At 71.0% G+C, this 15,007-nt stretch carries 15 protein-coding genes; 4 read left to right on the top strand and 11 right to left on the bottom strand.

The window, feature by feature from the left end; genetic code table 11:
- Positions 1–22 precede the first annotated feature (22 nt).
- Positions 23–1,231 carry a DUF58 domain-containing protein gene (locus tag D456_RS0106915; protein WP_017575438.1) on the top strand — a complete coding sequence of 403 codons (1,209 nt, stop codon included), beginning with the start codon at positions 23–25 and terminating at the stop codon, positions 1,229–1,231.
- Between the two features lie 8 nt (positions 1,232–1,239).
- Entirely contained in the window at positions 1,240–3,555 is a 2,316-nt protein-coding gene (locus tag D456_RS0106910; protein WP_026115643.1) for a transglutaminase family protein, read from the top strand.
- Between the two features lie 205 nt (positions 3,556–3,760).
- On the opposite strand, the gene D456_RS0106905 is transcribed toward D456_RS0106910, so the two are convergent.
- From D456_RS0106905 to D456_RS0106855, 11 genes are all read right to left on the bottom strand, one after another.
- Entirely contained in the window at positions 3,761–4,180 is a 420-nt protein-coding gene (locus tag D456_RS0106905) for a DUF3040 domain-containing protein (protein WP_040698856.1), read from the bottom strand.
- Positions 4,181–4,423: 243 nt separating this feature from the next.
- Positions 4,424–5,677 (bottom strand): DNA polymerase IV, encoded by a 1,254-nt coding sequence (dinB, locus tag D456_RS0106900; protein WP_017575435.1) that lies wholly within the window; start codon positions 5,675–5,677, stop codon positions 4,424–4,426.
- A gap of 124 nt (positions 5,678–5,801) precedes the next feature.
- Positions 5,802–6,572: a methyltransferase domain-containing protein gene (locus D456_RS0106895; RefSeq protein ID WP_017575434.1), complete on the bottom strand. Its 771-nt coding sequence runs from the start codon at positions 6,570–6,572 to the stop codon at positions 5,802–5,804.
- A 49-nt stretch (positions 6,573–6,621) separates the two neighbouring features.
- Positions 6,622–7,035, bottom strand: a complete 414-nt coding sequence (gene nusB, locus D456_RS0106890; RefSeq protein WP_017575433.1) for a transcription antitermination factor NusB — start codon at positions 7,033–7,035, stop codon at positions 6,622–6,624.
- Positions 7,035–7,598 (bottom strand): elongation factor P, encoded by a 564-nt coding sequence (efp, locus tag D456_RS0106885; protein ID WP_017575432.1) that lies wholly within the window; start codon positions 7,596–7,598, stop codon positions 7,035–7,037. Before efp ends, nusB begins: the two co-directional genes overlap by 1 nt.
- 188 nt (positions 7,599–7,786) lie before the next feature.
- Complete coding sequence (gene aroB / locus D456_RS0106880) at positions 7,787–8,869, bottom strand: 3-dehydroquinate synthase (RefSeq protein ID WP_017575431.1); 1,083 nt, start codon at positions 8,867–8,869, stop codon at positions 7,787–7,789.
- Positions 8,866–9,372: a shikimate kinase gene (locus D456_RS0106875; protein WP_017575430.1), complete on the bottom strand. Its 507-nt coding sequence runs from the start codon at positions 9,370–9,372 to the stop codon at positions 8,866–8,868. The genes aroB and D456_RS0106875 overlap by 4 nt, the downstream gene beginning before the upstream one ends.
- A gap of 265 nt (positions 9,373–9,637) precedes the next feature.
- The gene (aroC, locus tag D456_RS0106870) at positions 9,638–10,819 is read right to left on the bottom strand and encodes a chorismate synthase (RefSeq protein ID WP_026115642.1); all 1,182 of its coding nucleotides are present in this window, start codon (positions 10,817–10,819) and stop codon (positions 9,638–9,640) included.
- 50 nt (positions 10,820–10,869) lie between these two features.
- Complete coding sequence (locus D456_RS0106865; protein WP_026115641.1) at positions 10,870–11,760, bottom strand: prepilin peptidase; 891 nt, start codon at positions 11,758–11,760, stop codon at positions 10,870–10,872.
- Positions 11,761–11,985: 225 nt separating this feature from the next.
- Positions 11,986–12,708: an SseB family protein gene (locus D456_RS0106860; protein ID WP_017575427.1), complete on the bottom strand. Its 723-nt coding sequence runs from the start codon at positions 12,706–12,708 to the stop codon at positions 11,986–11,988.
- A 338-nt stretch (positions 12,709–13,046) separates the two neighbouring features.
- Positions 13,047–13,517, bottom strand: a complete 471-nt coding sequence (locus D456_RS0106855) for a MarR family winged helix-turn-helix transcriptional regulator (RefSeq protein ID WP_017575426.1) — start codon at positions 13,515–13,517, stop codon at positions 13,047–13,049.
- Positions 13,518–13,739: 222 nt separating this feature from the next.
- On the opposite strand from D456_RS0106855, the gene D456_RS0106850 reads away from it, so the two are divergent.
- Complete coding sequence (locus tag D456_RS0106850) at positions 13,740–14,282, top strand: YceI family protein (RefSeq protein ID WP_017575425.1); 543 nt, start codon at positions 13,740–13,742, stop codon at positions 14,280–14,282.
- 241 nt (positions 14,283–14,523) lie between these two features.
- Positions 14,524–14,832 (top strand): DUF2470 domain-containing protein, encoded by a 309-nt coding sequence (locus D456_RS0106845; RefSeq protein WP_017575424.1) that lies wholly within the window; start codon positions 14,524–14,526, stop codon positions 14,830–14,832.
- Positions 14,833–15,007: the final 175 nt, after the last annotated feature.

Below are 15,007 nucleotides of genomic sequence, written 5' to 3'. Positions count from 1 at the left end.
CCTCACCGCGCGAGGCGTCTGCATGCTGGTCTTCGGTTCGGCCTTCCTCGTGGCGGGGCTGGTCGTCGAACAGTTCGAGCTCGTGGCCGTAGGTGTGTTCCTGGTCTGCGTGCCGCCGTTGTCCGCACTGACGCTCCTGGGGGCGCAGGCACGCGTGGGGCACAGCCGTCTGGTCCACCCGCACCGTCTGCACGTCGGCCAGGCCGCGCGGGTCGTGGTACGGGTCGGAAACTCCTCCCCCCTGTGGCCGGTGCCCTCGGTGGCGTTGGCCGACACGGTCCCGGTCCTGCTGGGTGAGGAGCCCCGTTTCGACGTGGGACATCTCGGTGCGCGTTCTGTGCGCGAGGTGAATTACCTGGTGCGCCCCCAGGTGCGTGGGCGCTACCCCGTCGGGCCGCTGCGGGTGGTCATCGGCGACCCGCTGGGGTGCGTGCGTGTCACACGCGAGGCCGACACGCCCGTGTCCTTGCTGGTCACCCCGCGCACGCTGGCTCTGCCCCCACTGGGTGTGCGGGGCGGTCCGCAGGGGGAGCACACACCGAGGCGGACGGCGAACGGCGCCGGTGAACAGGACCCGGTCCCGCGCGAGTACCGGTACGGCGACGAGATGCGGCGGGTGCACTGGCCCTCGACCGCCAAACACGGCGAACTCATGGTGCGCCGCGACGAACAGCAGCAGCGCGAACACCAGGCCCTGTTCTTGGACACCCGGGCCTGCGCGCACCGGGGCGAGCAGGCGGACTCGTCCCTGGAGACCGCGGTGACCGCGGCGGCTTCGGTGGCGGTACGTTCGCTCGAGGACGGCCACGACCTGAATCTGTACGGCGCCGACGGCCACCTGCCCGTGTCCGGGCTCCCGGGCGTGCTCGACGGTCTCGCCCTCACCGGGGTCTCCGGTAGCACCGGCCTGCACGCGGGCATCTCGGCGCTGTCCGCCGGGCGCGGCCCCTCCCCCGGCCTGATCACCGTCGTGCTGGGTGCTGTCGGCCCCGACGAGGCCGGCGCCCTCGCCCGTGTCGGAGGCGGGGCGCGGCGCGTGGCGGTCCTGTGCACCGGTGCGGCCTGGCCCTCAGAGGAGGCCGTACACGAGGCGGAGCGTGTGCTGGCCTCGGGTGGATGGCAGGTGCTGCGGCTGCCCCACCCCGACCGACTCCCCCACCTGTGGCGCTCGACCGGCGAGGCACCCCTGCCCGCAGCAGCGCCGCGTGTCTTCCCGGAGGGCCCGCTGTGAGAGCACTGTTGCCCCTGGCCACACTGGTGTGCCTGGTATCGGCCATGCCGCTGTTGGCGCCGTTGGTGACCGGCAGTTCCTGGTGGGTGCCCGCCCTCGTGCTGATGGTGACGGCCACGGGGGCCTCCGCGCTGTACCGGCTGACGGGCCGGAACCCCGCACCGGTGCCGTTGCTGCAGGTACTGGCCGTCGTACTTCTGCTCACACCCTTGTTCGCCGCACACACCGCGCCGATGGGGGTGTTCCCCACGGAAGCGTCGCTGGACCGCCTGGTGCAGGTCTTCGAGCGTGGCGTGGCGGACATCAACGAGAGCACCGTTCCGGTGACCGCGAACACCGGCCTCACCTTCATCGTCGCCCTGGTCTTCGCCGTCTTCCTGATCGTGGCCGACTTCCTCGCGGCCACCGCCCGGTGCGCGGGGATGGTCGGCGGGCTCCTGCTGATCCTCATGGCCGTGCCGCTGGTCGTGGACCCCGACGGCCTGGCCCTGTGGCAGGGCCTGTGGTGCGCGGCCGGTTACGTGGCGTTGCTGGCGGTGGAGTCGTGGGTGCGCCGCCGCGAGTGGGGCGCACCTGTTCCCTCCCCCTCCCCGGGGAGCCGTGTCCTTGCCGGGGTGCGCCGGGCGGGTACCGCTGCGTCGGCCGGTGCGGTGGCGGTACTCATGGCGGTGACGTTGCCGTTGGCCGTGCCCTCGCTGCGCACGGACGCCCTCTACGATCTGGCCGACGGCAACCATCCGGGGTTCGGGGAGAACGTGGTGCACACGACCCATCCGCTGGTGTCGATGCGGCGGGAGCTGGGCTCCGACTCCGCCGGCACCGTGCTGACCTACCAGACCGACGCCGAGGACCCCGATTACCTGCGTACCTACGTCCTGGACCGGTTCGACGGCGAGAACTGGACCATGGACCCGGTCGACGCCAGTGACGAGAACGTGGCCGGCGAGAACCTCCCCCTGCCCACCGGGTGGAGCACCGAGGTACCGGGCGGGACCACGACCACACAGGTCTCGTTGAGTTCCTCCACCCCGCGCCAGGAGTTCCTGCCGTTGCCGTACTGGGCACGGTCGGTGGACGTGAGCGGGCAGTGGCACGTGGACGAGGACAGTCACACGGTCTTCACCACCGGGACCCCGCCCACGGGCCTCAGCTTCACGGTGGAGAGCAGCCGGCGCACGCCCGGCTCCGAGGACCTGGAGAATGCCGGGAGCCCGACCTCGCTGTCGGCCGAACACCTCGGTCTGCCCCAGGACCTGGATCCGTCGGTGCAGGAGCTGACCGACTCACTCACCGAGGACGCGGACTCCGCCTACGAGCGGGCGGTGGCGATCCAGAACCATTTCGCCGACTTCTCCTACGATCTGCGGCCCCCGGAGGTGCCCGCGGGGAGCAACCCGGTGACCCACTTCCTGTTCGAGGACCGGATCGGGTACTGCGAGCAGTTCGCCGGGGCCATGGCGCTCATGGCGCGCCAGGCGGACATCCCCGCCCGGGTGGCGGTCGGCTACACCCAGGGCGAGCGTGCCAACGGGGACCGGTGGGTCGTCACCTCCGGTGACGCCCATGCATGGCCGGAGCTGTACTTCGAGGGTTCGGGATGGGTGCGGTTCGAGCCCACACCCTCCTCCGGGGGCGGTCAGGGTTCGGCCTCCGTGCCCGAGCACGCCGCCCCCTCGGACGGTGAGGACCGGGACGGAAGTTCCGATTCGCCCTCCCCCTCGCCCTCCGAGTCGCCCTCGTCCCCGGAAGAACCCGAGGTCCCCGAGGAGCCGCAGGAGCCCGGCGGGGAGAGCACCCCGCCCGAGGGCGACGAGGACCTCGGCTCCGAGGCGGGTGGCGGTGCGACGGGGGCCCCGGGCAGCCCGGCGGCCCTGCCGTGGTCGGCCTACGCCGGCGGTGCTCTTGCGGTGTTGCTGCTGGCGGCACTGCCCGCCCTGGTACGTGCGTGGGTGCGCTCCGTCCGGCACTCAGCCCTGGCCGGCGCCCCGGGCCCGGCCGCGCACGCGGCCTGGCGCGAGGTACGCGACACCTGTGTGGACCTGGCTCTGCCGTGGGAGCTCTCGGAGAGCCCGCGCGCTACGGCCGCACGCATGGAGCTACCGGTCGAGGCGCGCCGGGCACTGTGGCGTCTGGCACTGGCCGAGGAGGCGGCGCGCTACGCGCCCGAACCGACCACGGACGGACGACCGCGGCAGGACCTGCGCACGGTGCGTGCGGCCCTGGCGGCCTCGACGAGCCGGTCGGCGCGCCTGCGGGCCGTGGTCCTGCCGCTTTCCCTCGCGCCCTGGAAACGTCCGCGTCCGGCTCCTCTCCCCGCCACCTGAACCCCGCTCACACCGGGGCGGGGCCCGAGCGGAGTCCCGGGTACGGGACCGGGTCCGCGCGCGTTCGGGGCAGGTACCGGCACCGGATCCGGACAGCAGTGTGCCCCGTCACCCAGGGGTTCCCGGAGGTGAACGGGGCACCAGAAGCGCTGCGGGCATACGGACGAAGCCGTGTCCGGGGCCGTGCCGGTACCGTGTAGGAGAGCTACTCCTCACCCTCCTGACGACGACGCCACCGCTCCTCGAAACGGTTCATCATCCCGGGACGGCCGCCTCCGCCGCCCTTGCGTTTCTGTTTGCTCTCGGTCTCCTCAGCCACCATGGCGGCCTCGCCGCCTCCGCCGGCGGCCTTGCGCCAGGCGCTGGCCCCGTAGAGGAAGGACGCCAGCATGAGGACGAACCCCAGAACGCTGACACCGACCTGAAGGGCGATCTCTCCCAGGAGCAGACCGGTCAGCAACAGGACGACCCCGATGACGAAACCGAACCCGGCCTTGACGATCCGGCGCTTGTAGTGGACCGCGGGGTTCGTGTGCCGAACTGAGTTCGCGAACTTCGGATCCTCGGCATACAGCGCCCGCTCGATCTGGTCGAGCATGCGCTGCTCGTGTTCAGAGAGCGGCACGGCGCCTCCCTACGACAGTCCCCGCGTCGGGGGACGGGTACTGATGAACAGTCTCTTGTTCGGTGATATGCCCAGAATACGATGTGCTAGCGCATGGTGGAAAGAAAAGCTGCGTGTGTACCGGACCCACCACGATCACGGTACCCGCGCCCTGTCTCGCAAACACCGGCTTCCATGCCTCTCTTCTACCCGCCTTACCGGTCCCACCATGGGAACGTTCGGGAAGGCCCGGAAGTTGCCGTATCATACGTCTTTTTCATCACGCTTGGCCAACACGGCCGACTGGATCGCCCCCGGCCCGAACCGATCCGCCACTCGGTCCATCACCCGCTCGACGTCCCGCCAGCCCGTCTCCTCCTCCCCGAGGGCCAACTGGCGGTAGGACCGTTCGGCGGCCTCCACCCCTTCGACCCTCACTCCGATCAAACGCAACCGGGTCCGTTCCATTCCCGACATGTCATAGAGTTCCCTGGCCACGGCGTTGATCTCCCGGGCCACATCGGTGCTCTCCTGCAGAGTGCGGGAACGGTTGATGGTGCTGAAGTCCGCACGGCGCAGTTTCACGCTCACCGTGCGCCCCACGAGGCCCGCCGCCCGCATGCGCCTGGCCACCTTCTCCGAGAGCCGCAGGAATTCGCGGTGGATCTCCTCCACGTCGGACACGTCGCGGTCGAAGGTCTCCTCGGCCCCCACGCTCTTGTCCGGGCTCTCGGGTGTCACCGAGTTCCGGTCCACCCCGCGGGCGAGCTCGGCCAAGCGGGTACCGGCCTTGTTCCCCAGTTCCAGACACAGCAGGTCGGTCTCGACGCGTGCCACGTCGCCGACGGTGCGCAGCCCGAGCCGGGTGAGGGCCTTCTCGGTCTTGTCCCCCACCCCGGGCAGAGCGCCCACGGGCAACGGGTCGAGGAAGCCGTGCACGTGTTCGGTGGGCACCAGCAGCAGGCCGTCGGGTTTGCAGTGGGTGGAACCGAGCTTGGCGGTGAAGGGTGTCGCGGCCACACCCACCGAACAGGTCAGGCGCTGTTCCTTGCGCACCCGTTCCCGGATCATCGCGGCGATACGTACGGGACCGCCCAACCTCCGCCGGGCCCCGGAGACGTCCAGGAAGGCCTCGTCCGACGACAGCGGCTGCACCAGCGGCGTGACGGACCTGAGGATGTCCATGACCGCCTCGGAGGCCTCCCGGTAGGCAGGGCCGTCGGGTGGGAAGACCAGGGCCTCCGGGCACAGGCGCATCGCACGCACCATCGGCATCGCCGAGTGCACACCGCACCGCCGGGCCAGATAATCGGCGGAGGAGACCACCCCGCGCGGGCCGGTCCCGCCGACGATGACGGGACGCTCCCGGGCCTCGGGGTTGTGGAGGCGTTCGACGCTCGCGAAGAACGCGTCCATGTCGATGTGCAGGATGTGGCAGTCGGCGTCCGGACCTGATCCGTCCGGGGGGAAGTCCGCGCCCAGCGGCACGATGCCCTCGGCGGAGACCCTGCCCCGCATCGCGGCACCGCGCTCGAGTTGACGTCGGCTCATGGTTTCAGATTACGTCCGTCGGCGATGGGAGCCCACCCGGGGGCGGGACCGCACGTACTCCGCCCTCGTCACGGCCCCGGCCCTGCACGGCTCAGTCACGGGTGGCGACGACGTGCAGCTGGGTGGCGATGCCCACCATCTCGGGGTGCTGGGCCACCGCACGCTCCAGGTCGACCAGGTTCTGTCCGGTCTGGGCATCGCCTTCCCAGGCCTGCCCGGGCAGGACATCGGCGAACACCCGCACGCCGCGCACGCTCGTGGGGGCCAACCCGGAGTCGGTGAGCAGCTGCTGGAGCCGGCCACGGGTGAAGCGGCGCGGCATCGGGTCGTTGTCCCCCCAACGGCCGTCGGGGTCCTCGAGCAGGTGCTGGGCCTCGGCGACCTGGCCGGCCAGGACCCGGTGCAGTGCTCCCGCGACCGCGTTCGTGGCCAGGACACTGACGGCGCCGCCCGAGCGGGTGATACCGACGACGTCCTGCAGCGCCGCCGCGGGATCGTCCACGTACTCCAGGACGTTGTGCACCAGCACCAGGTCCGCGCTGCTCTTGTCGAAGAGCGTGCCCAGGTCGCGGGTCTCCCCCTGTACACCGCGGACGACCACGCCGCTCTCGGCGGCACGGCGCTCCAACGCGGCCAGGGAGTCGGGGCTGGGTTCGACGACCGTGACCCGGTGGCCGAGTTCGGCGAGGGGAACGGCAGCGCCGCCGGTACCGCCGCCGGCGTCGACGATCTCCAGAGGGCCGTCGCCCAAATGGGACAACAGCTCCTGCAGAGCCTCCCACACCACCGCGGTCCGGGCCGCGTTGGCCGCCCGGGCCGGGCCGGTCGTTCCGCCCGCGGTCGTGCCGGCCTTGTCCGTCACCTGGGTCCCCCCACTAGTTGTGCTCGTTCCCGCCCGATCCCGGCGGGGCTCAGAGCGCGAGCGTCGACTTGTTCTCCATGAGCCGTGACAGGAGCCCGCTGATGAAGCTGGGCGAGTCATCGGTGGAGAGTTCCTTGGCCACACCGACCGCCTCGGCGATCGCCACCCCGTCCGGGATGCTGTCGTCCCACAGAAGCTCGTAGGCGCCCATCCGCAGGATGTTGCGGTCCACGACCGGCATGCGCTCCAAGGTCCAACCGATGGCGTAGGCGTCGAGCAGCTCGTCGATACGCCCGCGCCGCTCGTCGATGGCCCGGGCCAACCTCTCGGTGAACTCGTTGATGGGCGGCTCGGGCTGGGCCCGGCGGCGTGCGATGACGTCGTCGACCGAGATCGCCCGCACCTCGGACTCGTAGAGAACCTCGACCGCGCGCCGCCGGGCCTTGCGTCGTGCTCCGCTCATCAGTTGACTCGCCCGAGGTAGTCGCCCGTGCGGGTGTCGACCTTCACGGACTCGCCGGTGGTGATGAACAGCGGGACCTGGATGGTGGCGCCGGTCTGCACCGTGGCGGGCTTGGTGCCGCCGGTGGAGCGGTCGCCCTGCACGCCCGGGTCGGTCTCGGTGATCTCGAGCTCGACCGCCGGGGGGAGCTCGATGTAGAGCGGGTTGTCCTCGTAGGTGGCGACGGTGACCTTGGTGTTCTCCAGGAGGAAGTTCTTGTAGTCGCCGACGACCGTCTCCGGGACCGGGATCTGGTCGTAGGTGGAGGTGTCCATGAAGACGAAGGACTCTCCGTCGTTGTAGAGGTACTCCATCTCGCTGCGGTCGACATTTGCGAACTCGACCTTCGCGCCGGCGTTGAAGGTCTTGTCGACGATCTTGCCGGTCGTCACGTTCTTCAGCTTGGTGCGGACGAACGCGCCGCCCTTACCCGGCTTGACGTGCTGGAACTCCAGGACGTTCCACAGAACGCCGTGTTCGAGCTTCAGGGTCGTACCGTTCTTGATGTCGTTCGTCGAGGCCACTTCGGTCGTCTCTCCAAGGGGTGTGGACACATGGGAGACCGGGCTGGCGCCCGGTCGGTCGGCGGGGCGAGGCACGGACTTGTTTCCCGCGCAGCTCGCCCGGGGCCAGTCTAGTGGCTGATGGGAACTCGGACGCCGTCCGTCGCACGGCACGGTGGTTGCCGGAAGGTCCCGTGGTCTCCGAGGGGTCAGGCTCCGGCCGTGACCGCGCGATAGGCCTCCCCGAGCTGCTCGGGTGAGGGACCGCTGAGGATCACCGGCTCGGCGAGCCCGTCCAGGACCACGAAACGCAAGGTGTCGCCGCGGGTCTTCTTGTCCACACTCATGGCCGCCAAGAGGTCGGGCCATGCGGCGCGGTCGTAGGAGACGGGCAACCCCACCGAGGACAACAGCATGCGGTGGCGCCGCACGAGGTCCTCACCGATGCGCCCGTCCAGACGGGCCAGCTCGGCGACGAAGACCATACCCACGGACACCGCGTACCCGTGCCGGAAGGTGTACTGTTCCGCACGCTCGATCGCATGGCCGAGCGTGTGCCCGTAGTTGAGGATCTCCCGTCGGCCGCTCTCGCGCAGGTCGCCGGAGACCACGTCGGCCTTGACCCGGATCGCACGCTCGATGAGTTCCCGGGTGTGGGGCCCGTCGGGTGAGGTGGCGCCTTCGGGGTCGGCCTCGACGAGGCCGCAGATGGCGGGGTCGGCGATGAACCCGGCCTTGAGCACCTCGGCGAGACCGCCGATGTAGTCGGCCCGGGGCAGGGTGCGCAGGGTCTCGAGGTCGCAGAGCACACCGGCGGGAGGGTGGAAGGCACCCACGAGGTTCTTGCCCTCGGGCGTGTTGATGCCGGTCTTGCCCCCGACCGCGGCGTCGACCATGCCGAGCATGGTGGTGGGGACCAGGACCGCGCGTACCCCGCGCAGCCAGGAAGCCGCGATGAACCCGGCGAGGTCGGTGGCGGCTCCCCCGCCCAGGCCCACGATCACGTCGCTGCGGGTGAAGTTGTTCCGGCCCAGGCGCGACCACAGGCCCGCGGCCACGTCGGCGGTCTTGGCGGCCTCCCCGTCGGGGACGGGCATCGGAAAGACGTTGTGCCCCGTCTCCCGCAGAGTGCCGGCGACTCGGTCGGCGAGCTCGCCCAGCGTTTCGGGGTGGATGAGGCAGACCTTCTCGGCGTTGCCCACCAGGCCGGGGAGCTCGGAGAGGACCCCCGTGCCGACCACGACGTCGTAACGTTCGGCGGGCCCACCGACCCCGATACGGGTCACGGTCACTTCTCGGCCTTTCCGGAGTTGTCGAGGGTCGGCAGGATCTCGTCGACGATCTCCTCGGGGTGGTAGCCGGTGGTCTCCACAGTGACCGAGGCCAGACCCTCGTAGATCGGCAGGCGTTCGTTGAGCAGTTGGCGGAGCTTGGTGCGCGGGTTCCCCGAGAGCAGCGGCCGGGCCGCGTCCATGCCCACACGCTTGGCGGCTTCGCCGAACTGCACCTGCAGGTAGACGACGTGGTGTGCGTCCAGGTCGGCACGGGTGCGCTCGTCCAGGACCGCACCGCCGCCGACGGCGATCACACCTTCCCAGGAACGCAGGCCCTCGGCCACGATCTCGCGTTCCAGGACACGGAAGTGGTCCTCGCCGTCCTCGACGAAGATGTCGCCGACCGGTTTGCCGGCACGCTTCTCGATCTCGGTGTCGGTGCACAGCAGGTCCGTGTCGAGCCGGCGGGCCAGGGCCTCGCCGACGGTGGACTTGCCCGAGCCCGGGGAACCGATGAGCACCGCGATCGCTCTTGCCACGCTTCTGCCTCACTGAATGGGGTCGGGGCCGGTCCCGCGGGAGCGGCCGGGGTCAGCCGTCGGAAGCGGACACGGCCCGGGGGCACGTCCGCACGGTTCAGTCTAGGCCCCCGTGGAAGGGGGTTCCGGCCGGTCGGCGGCCTTTCCCGGCGCACGTCCGGGGAGCGTCGGGTCCGACGGCCGACCGTGCCGAGGACGTACTCGGCCACGCCGGGCCCGGACGGCTGAGCGGGCCCGGCCCGCTGCGTCAACGGATCTCGAGCGAGTCCAGGTACGCACGGACGTTGCGTCCGGTCTCGTCGACGGAGTCTCCGCCGAACTTCTCGACGGCGGCCTCGGCCAGGACCAGCGCCACCATCGCCTCCGCGACCACGCCGGAGGCGGGCACCGCGGTGACGTCGCTGCGCTGGTGGTGGGCCTGGGTGGGTTCACCTGTCGAGGTGTCGACGGTGTCGAGCGCGCGGGGCACGGTCGCGATGGGTTTCATCGCCGCACGCACACGCAGCGGGGCCCCGGTGGACATACCGCCCTCGACACCACCGGCGCGGTTGGTACGGCGGCGCACCCCGTCGGGACCGGGCTCGATCTCGTCGTGGGCCCGGGACCCGCGGCGTGCGGCGGTACGGAAACCGTCGCCGACCTCGACGCCCTTGATGGCCTGGATGCCCATGAGCGCACCGGCCAGGCGCGAGTCGAGGCGGCGGTCCCAGTGCACATGACTGCCCAGGCCGGGCGGCAGACCGTAGACGAGCACCTCGACGACCCCGCCGAGGGTGTCCCCGGCCTTCTTGGTGTCGTCGATCTCCTCGACCATGCGGGCACTGGTGTCGGCGTCGAAGCAGCGCACGGGGTCGGCGTCGACCGCCTCGAGGTCCTCCGGGCGGGGCTCGGCCGCGTCCTCGGGCACCGCGACCGGGCCCATGGACACGACATGGCTGAGCAGCTGCACACCCATGGTCTGCTCGAGGAAGTGGCGGGCGACCTCGCCCACCGCCACACGGGCGGCGGTCTCACGTGCGCTGGCGCGCTCCAGGATCGGCCGGGACTCCTCGTGCCCGTACTTCTGCATGCCGACCAGGTCGGCGTGCCCGGGGCGGGGCCGGGTCAGGGGCGCGTTGCGCGCCAGACCCTCCAGCTCCTCCTCGGGAACGGGGTCGGGAGACATCACCTTCTCCCACTTGGGCCACTCGGTGTTTCCCACCTCGATCGCGACCGGACCGCCCTGGGTGCGGCCGTGCCGGATGCCTCCGATGACGGAGACCTGGTCTTTCTCGAACTTCATCCGGGCACCTCGGCCGTACCCGGCGCGGCGACGGAGCAGCGCGGCGGCGATGTCGTCAGAGGTGACGGACACACCGGCCGGGAGGCCCTCCAGAATCGCGACGAGTGCCGGCCCGTGGGACTCGCCCGCGGTCAGCCAACGCAACATGTCGATGATCATCCCACGGATTCGGGCCCGCTGTGGAACGCGACCCCGGGTCAGGGCAGCAGAGGTGCACCGGCCAGGACGGTGAGCAGGGTACTGCCGAGCATGAACGGCCCCAGGGGGAAGGGCTGTCTTCGGGTGAGACGGCGCAGGGCGAGCAGGACCGTCCCGACGAGCGAAAAGACCGCGAAGGCCCAGAAGGCGGCCGCCAGGGCACCGACGGCTCCCGCCGCCCATCCCGAGTAGAGGCCGGTGATCCCGGCGAGTTTGACGTCGCCGAACCCGAGGCCGGAGGGCTGCACGCGCCACAGCAGCCAGTACAGCACCGTGATCAGGACCATGCTCACCAGGGCCTCGGCCCCGCGCCGGAGCCCGTCCTCGGAGGGCCAGAGCACGGCGGTGGCCAACAGGGCCCCGGCAACCGGGTAGGCGGTGCCCACGACGGGGTCGGGCAGGCGCATGACCCGCAGGTCGACAACGGACAGGGGCACACCGAACGCGACGAGCCAGAGCACGGCCGGAAGGTCGGTGGGCGCCCAGTGCTGCTGCAGGGCCACCGCAGCGGTGACCGCGAAGAGCACGCCGGTGACGGCAGGCACGGCGGGGTGGGCCGGGACCGTGTCGCGGCAGTGCGGGCAGGCGCCGCTCCACCACGCCCCCGGGCCGGTGAGAGCGGACAGGAACTCGGGAAAGGGCAGGTCGCTGAGGCAGTGCGGGCAGCGGGGAGGGGGAGGCCCCTCGTCCTCGTGGGTGGGAGGCCCGGGCAGTGCGTCCGTGCCGAGGTCGGCGGGTACGGCGGAACGGGGTACGGGCCGGGCGGGACCGAAGAGGGGGACCAGGCGCCCGCAGACACGGCCGAGCAGGACCCCGAGCACACCGGACGCGAGGACGGCCAGGGCCATCACGGCGGCGGGGACGAGGGCGAGCTCGGAGGGCATGAGCATGTTCGGAAAGCTACCCCGTGGAGCGCTCGGCGAACAGGACCTCACCGAGGTTGTGGACGACGGCCGGGCGCACCGGTGCGGGGGAACCGGTCCTTCCACGCGTGTGTGCCGGGCATGAGGCAGCACGCCCGGAGGGTGGGTGTGTGAGCGGGCGCGGGGCGGGGCGGTCCCCCTCTGCCTGGCCGCGTGTGGGGACGCCGCGGCGGCCCGGAGGCCCGGGCGGTCTCAGGAACCCGCGGCGGGCGGGTCCTCCCGGCGGGCCCGCACCACGGCGCTGAGCTCGATCCCGCCGGGCAGGACGGGCCCGAGCTCGTCGCGCAGGCGTTCGGCCATGCTCTGCAGTGCGGTGTCGTCGCGTTCGTCGAGTTCGAGGCGGATCCCGATCTCCGCCTTCTCCGTGGTGTGGATCCGGACCCGTTCGACACCGAACTCGGTGTGTGTGACGCGGTAGATGAGCGCGAGGACCTGGGGATCCTCCTGGGGCTCGGGCACGACCCCGTGTTCGGCGAGCACCGTGAGGAAACGCCCCTGCACGGTGTAGGGCACGGGCCCGGCGACGTCCAGGACGAGGGCGTCGGCGTCCTCGTCCAGGACCGCCTGGCAGGCGTCCTGGGTGGTGAAGGGCACGGGGCGCGCGTCGGGACGCCAGCGCCGCACGGCGTCGACGGAGGTGAAGGCGAGCAGGCCGCGGCGCCCGTCCCGGCCGGTCATGACGGGGACGGTGACCTCGGAGTTCTTGTCCTTGGTGAGCCCGCCCGCTCCCGGTTCGGTCTCGGTGGCATCGGCGACGACGGGGACGAGTACGCGGGAGGCACCGAGCGCGATCAGGACCTGGCGGTCCCCGACCCCGCCCTCGGCGTGTTCACGCAGGCGCGCCTCGACCTCGGGGTCGGCACTGCCGTCGTCGTCGCGGAAGTTCTGGGCGCCCAGAATGGATGGTCTGCTCACGGGGACCGACTCTACCGCCGACGGACGCGTCGGTCGGGGAGGGCCGGGTGTGCGGCGGGCCCGTGCAGCTGTGCTCGCGAGTGCGGGCCCGGACCGCCTGCCGCCGTCCCTTCCCGCGCGTTCGGCCCCGGGGCGGGGCCTGCCGGGGTTCAGATCGTTGACGGGTGTGGCGGAGATCTTGTGGCTCTGCGGGGCCGTCCCCGGGGTTTCTTGGGGCTGCGGGACCTGTCGGAGGATGCGGCGTTGTGGTGGGCCGGGGTGCGGGGGTTTCTTGTGGCGCCGGGGACGAAAAGGGGGTTCGACGCTCCGACGGACACCACCCGCAAGTCTGCACCCCGTCAGCGGTCCCAGAGGTTGCTGGTGGGGTCGTCGCCGCCGAGGGAGTGGAGAATGCCGCTCAACTGTGTGATCTGCTCGGGGGTGAGACGGTCGAAGAGCAGGTCCCGGACGCGGTCGGCGTGTCCGGGGGCGGCTCGTGCCAAGATTTTGTGCCCGTCCTCGGTGAGCACGGCCCAGAACCCGCGCCGGTCGTCGTCACAGTGCTCGCGGCGTACGTGGCCGTCGCGTTCGAGCCGGGCGATCTGGTGGGACAAGCGGCTCTTGGACACGATGACGCTGTCGGCGAGGTGGCGCATCCGCATGCGCTGGGAGGGTGCCTCCGACAGGTGCACGAGGATCCCGTACTCGACGAGGCTGAGGTTGCTGCGGTCCCGCAGGTCGTGTTCGAGTTCGTCGTAGATCCACGCGTTGGTTCTCAGGAACGCGCGCCAGACCTGCTGTTCACCGGCGTCGAGCCGTCCTGTTCCCATGGCTTCGATACTAAGGCGGCACGGCGTGGACACGGTCCGGATTCGGGGGACCGGACCGCCGCCCCGCCGCACTACGAGGGCCGGAGGCAGTGGCCCCTCGCGCCCATGTGACGAGTGCCACTCAAGATAACTTCCCAGGAAGATACTTCTGGGGTATCTTGTTACTGGACAGCGAACAGGGTCCGGCACATGGACCCGAAGAAGACTTCAAGGGAGCAGACCATGGCGCAGGAACTCAAACCCGGCACCTGGAACATCGACGCCACCCACTCGATCGTCGGTTTCTCGGTCCGCCACATGATGGTCAGCAAGGTCCGCGGCCGTTTCGAGAAGTTCGACGCGACCCTGACCGTGCCCGAGGACCCGACCCGGTCCTCGATCGAGGCGACCATCGACTCCGGCTCGATCAACACCGACAACAGTGACCGCGACACGCACATCCGCTCGGCCGACTTCTTCAGCGTCGAGGAGTACCCGCAGTTCACTTTCCGCTCCACCGGCCTGGAGGCCAAGGGCGAGGACTTCGTCCTCAAGGGTGACCTGACCATCAAGGGCAACACCCACCCGATCGAGCTCGCGCTCGAGTTCAACGGCGCCACGGTCGACCCCTACGGGCTGGACCGCGCCGGTTTCGCCGCCACCACACAGATCAGCCGCAAGGAGTTCGGTGTGGACATCGAGACGCCGATGGACAGCGGCGGTGTGGTCGTCGGCGACCGCATCACCATCCAGATCGACGCCGAGTTCACCCGCCAGGACGGCTGACTCCGACCGAGAGCGGCCACGATCCGGTCCGGGGCGCTCCCTGCCCCGCCCCGGACCCGGGGTCCCGCCGGGGCCCACGGGGAAGGGCCCGGCACACGGCGATGAGAACGTGGCCGGCCGGGGCACGGCCACCATCCGGCTCGTAGCGGCATCCCCCGCTGCGCCACGACCTCCGATATCGTCCTCGGGGGAGGGCAGACGCCCTCCCCCGTTTTCTGTGTCCCGCTGACCAGGAGGAACCGTGTCTCCGAACCCCTTCTCCCCCGAGGTCGTCGAGGCCGTCACCAAACACATGAACGACGACCACCCCGAGGACACGCTTCTCATCTGCCGTGCTCTGGGCGGACGGCCCGACGCGACCGCGGCCCGGATGACCGGCCTGGACGGCGAGGCCGGCGAGTACACGGTCGCCGTCGGCTCCGAGGAGCGAACGGTGCGGATCCCCTGGTCCGAGCCGCTGACCGAGCGCCCCCAGATCCGCGCCGAGGTCGTCGCCCTGTACCGGCGCTCCTGCCGCGAGCTGGGCCTCGTCCCGCGCGGGGAGCACTGACCCCTCCCCCGGCCCAGGCCCGGTCCGCAGGTTCCCGCTCCCGGCCGGCTCCGCCCCTGTGGCTGCGTCGACCCCGATGGCCCACGCCACGGGAACCGGGAGCCCTCGAGCGGAGTCCAACCGCGTACAGGAGAAGCAGTGCCCCGCACCCGCACGTCGACGACCGGGGACACCG

This window comes from Nocardiopsis kunsanensis DSM 44524, assembly GCF_000340965.1.
Taxonomy (GTDB): Bacteria; Actinomycetota; Actinomycetes; order Streptosporangiales; family Streptosporangiaceae; genus Nocardiopsis; species Nocardiopsis kunsanensis.
The sequence above is the reverse complement of the archived record's forward strand: the minus strand, read 5'-3'. Positions and strand labels throughout refer to the sequence as shown.